Here is a 7,280-nt window from a genome sequence, read left to right on the forward strand (position 1 = left end):
GCCGGGCGACATGCTGGGCGGGGCGGCCATGAGCGACGGGGCAGCCACGAGCGGCGAAGCGGCACAAACAGCCGGGCGACACGAGCTGCCGGGCCACACAAGCAGCGAGGCGGCCGGGCAGCCACGAGCGGCGAGGTGGCACAAGCAGCCGGGCGGCCGGGCAGCCACGAGCGGCGAGGCGGCACAAACGGCCGGGCGGTGCGGGCGACGCGGGCCGCTCGATTGGCGGTAAGGCTCCCGGCCTAGAATCGTGGGGTTTGTCCCCGAGCCGTCTGCGGAGCGTCGCCCATGCACAGCCCTCACGATCCGTTCGTACGCGTCCGGGGTGCCCGGGAGCACAATCTGCGGGGCGTCGACGTGGACGTGCCGCGGGACGTCCTCGCGGTCTTCACCGGCGTCTCGGGCTCCGGCAAGTCCTCGCTCGCCTTCGGGACGATCTACGCCGAGGCCCAGCGGCGCTACTTCGAGTCGGTCGCCCCCTACGCCCGTCGGCTCATCCACCAGGTGGGTGCCCCGAAGGTCGGGGAGATCACGGGGCTGCCGCCCGCGGTGTCGTTGCAGCAGCGCCGCTCGGCGCCGACGTCACGGTCCTCCGTGGGCACGGTGACCACCCTGTCCAACTCCCTGCGGATGCTCTTCTCGCGCGCCGGACGCTATCCGGAGGGCGCCGAGCGGCTGGACTCGGACGCCTTCTCGCCGAACACGGCGGCCGGTGCCTGCCCCGAGTGCCACGGCCTCGGCCGCGTCCACCGCACCACCGAGGAACTCCTGGTGCCCGACGCCTCGCTCTCCATCCGGGAGGGCGCGATCGCCGCGTGGCCGGGCGCCTGGCAGGGCAAGAACCTGCGGGACGTGCTCGACGCCCTCGGGTACGACGTCGACCGGCCGTGGCGCGAGCTGGCGGCGGCCGACCGCGAGTGGATCCTGTTCACCGACGAGCAGCCCGTGGTGACCGTGCACCCGGTGCGCGACGCGGAGCGCATCCAACGCCCGTACCAGGGTACGTACATGAGCGCCCGGCGCTATGTCCTGAAGACCTTCTCCGACTCCCGGAGCCAGACGCTGCGGGCCAAGGCCGAACGGTTCCTGGCCAGCGCGCCCTGCCCGCTGTGCGGCGGCAGCAGGCTGCGCCAGGAGGCGCTCGCCGTCACCTTCGCGGGCCGCACGATCGCCGACCTCGCCGCGCTCCCCCTCTCCGAACTCGCGGACGTCCTCGCGGGCGCGGCCGGTTCCTCCGACACGGCCCGCGTCCTCACCGATGACCTGCTCGCCCGCATCGCGACCATCACCGAACTCGGCCTCGGCTACCTCAGCCCGGACCGCGCCACACCCACCCTCTCGGCGGGCGAACTCCAGCGCCTGCGCCTCGCGACCCAGCTCCGCTCGGGTCTCTTCGGTGTCGTGTACGTGCTCGACGAGCCGTCCGCCGGTCTGCACCCGGCGGACACGGAGGCGCTGCTCACCGTCCTCGACCGGCTCAAGGCGGCGGGCAACTCCGTCTTCGTCGTCGAACACCACCTCGACGTCATACGGCACGCGGACTGGCTCGTCGACGTCGGACCGCGGGCGGGTGAACACGGCGGACGGGTGCTGCACAGCGGCCCGGTGGCCGGTCTCGCGGGCGTCACGGAGTCGGCGACGGCCCGGTTCCTCTTCGACGGCTCCCCCGCGCCCGTACGCGAGGTGCGCCGCCCCTCAGGCCGCGTCAAGGTCGGCCCGGTCACCCGGCACAACCTGCGCGGGGTGAGCGCGGAGCTGCCGCTCGGCGTCTTCACGGCGGTCACGGGCGTCTCGGGCTCGGGCAAGTCCACGCTGGTCGGCGAGATCACCGAGGAGCTCGCGGGCGTCGGCCGCCTGGTCCGGGTCGACCAGAAGCCCATCGGCCGCACCCCGCGCTCCAACCTCGCCACCTACACGGGCCTCTTCGACGTGGTGCGCAAGGTGTTCGCGGCCACCGACGAGGCGCGGGAGCGGGGTTACGGCGTCGGCCGGTTCTCCTTCAACGTCGCGGGCGGGCGGTGCGAGACCTGCCAGGGCGAGGGCTTCGTCAGCGTCGAACTGCTCTTCCTGCCGAGCACCTACGCGCCCTGCCCGGACTGCGGGGGCGCCCGCTACAACCCCGCCACCCTCGAAGTCACCTGCCACGGCAAGAACATCGCGGAGGTGCTCGACCTCACCGTGGAGGCGGCGGCGGACTTCTTCGCGGACACCGGCACCCCCGCCGTCGTCCGCAGTCTGCGCACGCTCCTCGACGTGGGGCTCGGCTATCTGCGGCTCGGGCAGCCCGCCACCGAGCTGTCGGGCGGTGAGGCGCAGCGCATCAAGCTGGCGAGCGAGCTCCAGCGGGCCCGGCGCGGCCACACCCTCTACCTCCTCGACGAGCCGACGACGGGCCTGCACCCGGCCGACGTCGAACTCCTCAGCCACCGTCTGCACGAGCTGGTCGACGCGGGGAACTCGGTGGTCGTCGTCGAGCACGACATGGCGGTCGTGGCGGGCGCGGACTGGGTGATCGACCTCGGCCCCGGCGGCGGCGACCGGGGCGGGGAGATCGTGGCGGAGGGAACCCCGGCGGAGGTGGCCCGCGCCGAGGCCAGCCGCACGGCACCATACCTGGCCGCAGCTACGCGCCCCGGCAAGGGGCGCGGGGAACTGCGCGACCAGCCACAGCGAACCCGCACCCGATCGCGGAAGCTCACCGCCGAACCTTCCGAGTAGCCCGCAGCCACTCCTTGTTCATAGCGGCGATGGACGGCAGCGGGATCCCCTTGGGGCAGGCAGAGGCGCAGGCGCCAGTAAGCGTGCAGCCGCCGAATCCCTCCTCGTCCATCTGCGCCACCATGTCGAGCACCCGGGTCTCGCGCTCGGGCGCACCCTGCGGCAGCACGTTGAGGTGGTTGACCTTGGCGGCGGTGAACAGCATGGCCGAGCCGTTGGGGCAGGCGGCCACGCAGGCTCCGCAGCCGATGCACTCGGCGTTCTCGAAGGCGTAATCCGCGTCCGGCTTGGGGACGGGCGCCGCGTGTGCCTCGGGGGCGGCGCCGGTCGGGGCGCTGATGTAGCCGCCGGACTGGATGATCCGGTCGAAGGCCGAGCGGTCCACCACCAGGTCCTTGACGACCGGGAAGGCGGAGGCCCGCCAGGGCTCGATGTCGATGGTGTCGCCGTCGTGGAAGGAGCGCATGTGGAGCTGGCATGTGGTGGTGCGCTCGGGTCCGTGGGCGTCGCCGTTGATAACGAGGGAGCAGGCGCCGCAGATGCCCTCGCGGCAGTCGTGGTCGAAGGCGACGGGGTCCTCGCCCTTGACGATGAGCTCTTCGTTGAGGGTGTCGAGCATCTCAAGGAAGGACATGTCGGAGGAGATGCCGTCCACCTCGTAGGTGGACATCGCGCCGTCGGCTTCGGCGTTCTTCTGGCGCCAGACGCGCAGGGTGAGCTTCATGCGTAGCTCCGCTGAGTGGGGTGGACGTACTCGAAGACGAGGTCTTCCCGGTGCAGGACGGGGGCCTCGCCGGTGGCGGTGAACTCCCACGCGGCGGCGTAGGAGAACTCCTCATCACGGCGTGCGGCCTCCCCGTCGGGGGTCTGGGACTCCTCGCGGAAGTGGCCGCCGCAGGACTCGGCACGGTGCAGGGCGTCGAGGCACATCAGCTCGGCGAGTTCGAGGTAGTCGACGACGCGGTTGGCCTTCTCCAGGGACTGGTTGAACTCCTGGCCCGTGCCGGGGACCTTGATGCGGCGCCAGAACTCCTCGCGGATCTGCGGGATGCGCTCCAGGGCCTTGCGCAGCCCCGACTCGCTGCGGGCCATGCCGCAGAACTCCCACATGACCTCGCCGAGTTCGCGGTGGAAGGAGTCGGGTGTGCGGTCGCCGTCGACGGCGAGGAGCAGGTTGAGGCGGTCCTCGGTCTCGGCGAGCACCTGCTGTACGAGGGGGTGGTCGTCGTCGACCTCCTCCTTGTGGGGGTGGCGCGCGAGGTAGTCGTTGATGGTGGAGGGCAGCACGAAGTAGCCGTCGGCGAGGCCCTGCATGAGGGCGCTCGCGCCGAGCCGGTTGGCGCCGTGGTCGGAGAAGTTGGCCTCGCCGATCGCGAAGAGGCCGGGGACGGTGGTCTGGAGGTCGTAGTCGACCCAGAGGCCGCCCATCGTGTAGTGCACGGCGGGGTAGATGCGCATGGGCACCTCGTAGGGGTTCTCCGCGGTGATGCGCTCGTACATGTCGAAGAGGTTGCCGTACTTCTCCTCGACCGCCTTGCGGCCCATCCGGCGGATGGCGTCGGCGAAGTCGAGGTAGACGCCCTGGCCGCCGGGGCCGACGCCGCGCCCCTCGTCGCAGACGTTCTTCGCGGCGCGCGAGGCGATGTCGCGGGGCACGAGGTTGCCGAATGAGGGGTAGACGCGCTCCAGGTAGTAGTCGCGCTCGTCCTCGGGGATCTCGTTCGCCGGGCGGGTGTCGCCCTTCGCCCTGGGCACCCAGATGCGGCCGTCGTTGCGCAGCGACTCGCTCATCAGGGTGAGCTTGGACTGGTGGTCGCCGGTGCGCGGGATGCAGGTGGGGTGGATCTGGGTGAAGCAGGGGTTGGCGAAGTGTGCGCCGCGCCGGTGGGCCCGCCAGACGGCGGTGGCGTTGGAGTTCATGGCGTTGGTCGACAGGTAGAAGACGTTGCCGTAGCCGCCGGAGGCGAGGACCACGGCGTCGGCGAAGTAGGTGTCGATCCTGCCGGTGATCAGGTCGCGGGCGACGATGCCGCGGGCCCGTCCGTCGACCACGATGACGTCGAGCATCTCGGTACGGGGGTGCATCTCGACGTTCCCGGCCGCGATCTGGCGGCTGAGTGCCTGGTAGGCGCCGAGGAGGAGCTGCTGTCCCGTCTGGCCGCGCGCGTAGAAGGTCCTTGACACCTGGACGCCGCCGAAGGAGCGGGTGTCGAGGAGTCCGCCGTACTCGCGGGCGAACGGCACGCCCTGCGCGACGCACTGGTCGATGATCTCCACCGAGATCTGCGCGAGGCGGTGCACATTGGACTCGCGGGCGCGGAAGTCACCGCCCTTGACGGTGTCGTAGAACAACCGGTGGACGGAGTCGCCGTCGTTGCGGTAGTTCTTGGCGGCGTTGATGCCGCCCTGCGCGGCGATGGAGTGGGCGCGGCGCGGTGAGTCCTGGTAGCAGAACTGCACGACGTGGTAGCCCTGTTCGGCGAGGGTGGCTCCGGCGGAGCCGCCGGCCAGGCCGGTGCCGACGACGATCACGGTGTGCTTGCGGCGGTTGGCGGGGTTGACCAGCTTCGCCTGGAAGCGGCGGTTGTCCCAGCGGTCGGCGATGGGCCCGTCGGGCGCTTTGGCGTCGACGAGCGGCTCACCGGTCGTGTAGTCGGCGTAGGCGCGGGAGTGGTTCATGGGTCAGCTCACCAGTCCGGTCATGACGGCCACGGGTACGGAGACGAAGCCCGCGGTCAGCACCAGGGCGAGGCCGCCTGCCAGGGGCTTGAGGACGCGGTCGCGGGTCGCGGTGCCGACGCCCAGGGTCTGTGCGGCGCTCCACAGCCCGTGCCGGACGTGGAGGCCGAGGGCGAGGACGGCGACGATGTAGATGACGTTGCCGTACCAGGTCGAGAAGGTGTCGATGATGTTCTGGTACGGGCGCAGGTGCTCGTAGCCGCCGGGGTGCACGGTGCCGGTCGTCAGGTCGAGGATGTGCCAGACGATGAAGAGGGCGAGGATGATGCCGCCCCAGCGCATGGTGCGGGTGGCGAAGCTCGCGCCCTGCCGTTTGTGCACGTACGGGGTGGGGCGTGCCCGGATGTCGCGGCGGCTGAGCTGGTAGGCGGAGGTGGCGTGGGCGACGACGGCGGCGACGAGGACCACGCGGACGAGCCAGAGCGTCCACTCGCGGTGCATGAAGGGCTCGCCCACCGTGCGCAGCCAGTGCGCGTAGTGGTTGATCTCCTCGGGCCCGAAGAAGATCTTCAGGTTTCCGACCATGTGCGCGACCAGGTAGAGCAGCATGATCAGACCGCTCACCGCCATCACGGTCTTCTTGCCGATGGTGGAGTCCCAGAGCGTGCGGGTCATGGACGGCCGCTTGTCCGTCCGCGTTGCCAGAGCCATGCCAGGGACGCTACGGCCGAAAGTCCCGATCGGTCCAAGACATGGATGAGCTGATGTTCATAGCCGTCGCCTATCACCGCACGTATGGTGGCGGATATGCAGTTCCAGCAGCTCCTCTATTTCGTGGCGGTCGCCGAGACCCGGCACTTCACGCATGCCGCCGAACGGGTGCATGTCTCGCAGCCCTCCCTCTCCCAGCAGATCAGGGCCCTGGAGAAGGAGCTGGGCGCGGAGCTGTTCAGCCGTGCCCGGGGCAACATCGCGCTGACCGACGCGGGCGAGGCGCTGCTGCCGCTGGCCCGCCGCATCCTCGCGGACGCGGACACCGCCCGTATCGAGGTGCAGGAGCTCGTGCAGCTCCGGCGCGGCCGCATCCGTCTCGGCGCGACCCCGAGCGTGTGCACGGGGCTGCTCCCCGAGGTGCTCCGCGCCTTTCACGACCGCCACCCCGGCATCCAGCTCCTGATCGAGGAGGGCGGTTCCCACGACCTGGTCCGCGAGCTGGCACGCGGCGCCCTGGACCTCGCCCTGGTGGTCCTGCCGCTGCCGTCCCCCTCCCCCGCCCTGACCACGGTGGAGCTGCTGCGCGAGGACCTGGTGGTGGTGTCGTCGCCCCACGAGCGCCGCCTGGGCAGGACGGTCCGCATCGCCGACCTCCAGGGCGAGCGCCTCGTCATGTTCCGCCACGGCTACGACCTGCGGGAACTGACCGTCACCGCCTGCCGCGCCGAGGGCTTCGAGCCGGAGTTCGCGGTGGAGGGCGGCGAGATGGACGCGGTCCTCGGCTTCGTCCGCGCGGGCCTCGGCCTCGCGGTGGTCCCCCGCATGGTCGCCGAACGCTCCGGCGCCGACCTCCGCATGACCCCTCTCACCGGCCCGAGCCTGCACCGCACGATCGCCCTGGCCCACCGAAGCGACGTGGCCCCGCCCCGCGCGGCCCGCGAACTCCAGCGGATGCTGCTCGAACGGCAGGGGTGAGGGTCCCGGGTCCGCCCTACGCCGGCACCCGCCCCGTCACCGGATCGCGTCCCGTGAGGCAGTAGGGGGTGCCCGTCGGGTCGTGCATCACCAGCCAGTGGCGGCCCTGGGAGACGAAGGTCGCGCCGAGGCTCTCGTGCCAGGGGCGGATCGCCGTGGGGTCGGTGCAGGAGAGGTCGAGGTGGGCGGTGGGC

General features: G+C 71.3%; 6 protein-coding genes. 2 read left to right on the forward strand and 4 right to left on the reverse strand.

The annotated features are described in order from the left end of the window. The first annotated feature begins 288 nt into the window (after window positions 1-288). Window positions 289-2,718 carry an ATP-binding cassette domain-containing protein gene (locus tag AB8Z36_RS23945; RefSeq protein WP_369215431.1) on the forward strand — a complete coding sequence of 810 codons (2,430 nt, stop codon included), beginning with the start codon at window positions 289-291 and terminating at the stop codon, window positions 2,716-2,718. Here AB8Z36_RS23945 and AB8Z36_RS23950 read toward each other — a convergent pair. Genes AB8Z36_RS23950 through AB8Z36_RS23960 form a run of 3 tightly spaced genes read right to left on the reverse strand, consistent with a single transcriptional unit; the run spans window position 2,696 to window position 6,108 of the window. Further along, window positions 2,696-3,442: a succinate dehydrogenase/fumarate reductase iron-sulfur subunit gene (locus AB8Z36_RS23950; protein ID WP_369215432.1), complete on the reverse strand. Its 747-nt coding sequence runs from the start codon at window positions 3,440-3,442 to the stop codon at window positions 2,696-2,698. The genes AB8Z36_RS23945 and AB8Z36_RS23950 overlap by 23 nt on opposite strands. After that, window positions 3,439-5,397 (reverse strand): fumarate reductase/succinate dehydrogenase flavoprotein subunit, encoded by a 1,959-nt coding sequence (locus AB8Z36_RS23955; protein ID WP_369215433.1) that lies wholly within the window; start codon window positions 5,395-5,397, stop codon window positions 3,439-3,441. Before AB8Z36_RS23955 ends, AB8Z36_RS23950 begins: the two co-directional genes overlap by 4 nt. A 3-nt stretch (window positions 5,398-5,400) precedes the next feature. Beyond that, window positions 5,401-6,108: a succinate dehydrogenase gene (locus AB8Z36_RS23960; RefSeq protein WP_369215434.1), complete on the reverse strand. Its 708-nt coding sequence runs from the start codon at window positions 6,106-6,108 to the stop codon at window positions 5,401-5,403. 96 nt (window positions 6,109-6,204) lie between these two features. Between AB8Z36_RS23960 and AB8Z36_RS23965 the strand changes: the two genes are divergently transcribed. Beyond that, window positions 6,205-7,086, forward strand: a complete 882-nt coding sequence (locus tag AB8Z36_RS23965) for a LysR family transcriptional regulator (RefSeq protein ID WP_369215435.1) — start codon at window positions 6,205-6,207, stop codon at window positions 7,084-7,086. A gap of 16 nt (window positions 7,087-7,102) precedes the next feature. On the opposite strand, the gene AB8Z36_RS23970 is transcribed toward AB8Z36_RS23965, so the two are convergent. Next, the coding region (locus tag AB8Z36_RS23970) for a VOC family protein (protein WP_369215436.1) at window positions 7,103-7,280 on the reverse strand (178 nt) is incomplete at its 5' end.

It is taken from the genome of Streptomyces flavofungini (assembly GCF_041028215.1).
Lineage (GTDB): Bacteria > Actinomycetota > Actinomycetes > Streptomycetales > Streptomycetaceae > Streptomyces > Streptomyces flavofungini_B.

Bases quoted from the DNA above. Each gene is read 5' to 3' on its own strand.
- AB8Z36_RS23945 (WP_369215431.1), top strand. From the start codon at position 289: ATGCACAGCCCTCACGATCCGTTCGTACGCGTCCGGGGTGCCCGGGAG.
- AB8Z36_RS23960 (WP_369215434.1), bottom strand. From the start codon at position 6,108: ATGGCTCTGGCAACGCGGACGGACAAGCGGCCGTCCATGACCCGCACG.
- AB8Z36_RS23955 (WP_369215433.1), bottom strand. From the start codon at position 5,397: ATGAACCACTCCCGCGCCTACGCCGACTACACGACCGGTGAGCCGCTC.
- AB8Z36_RS23950 (WP_369215432.1), bottom strand. From the start codon at position 3,442: ATGAAGCTCACCCTGCGCGTCTGGCGCCAGAAGAACGCCGAAGCCGAC.
- AB8Z36_RS23965 (WP_369215435.1), top strand. From the start codon at position 6,205: ATGCAGTTCCAGCAGCTCCTCTATTTCGTGGCGGTCGCCGAGACCCGG.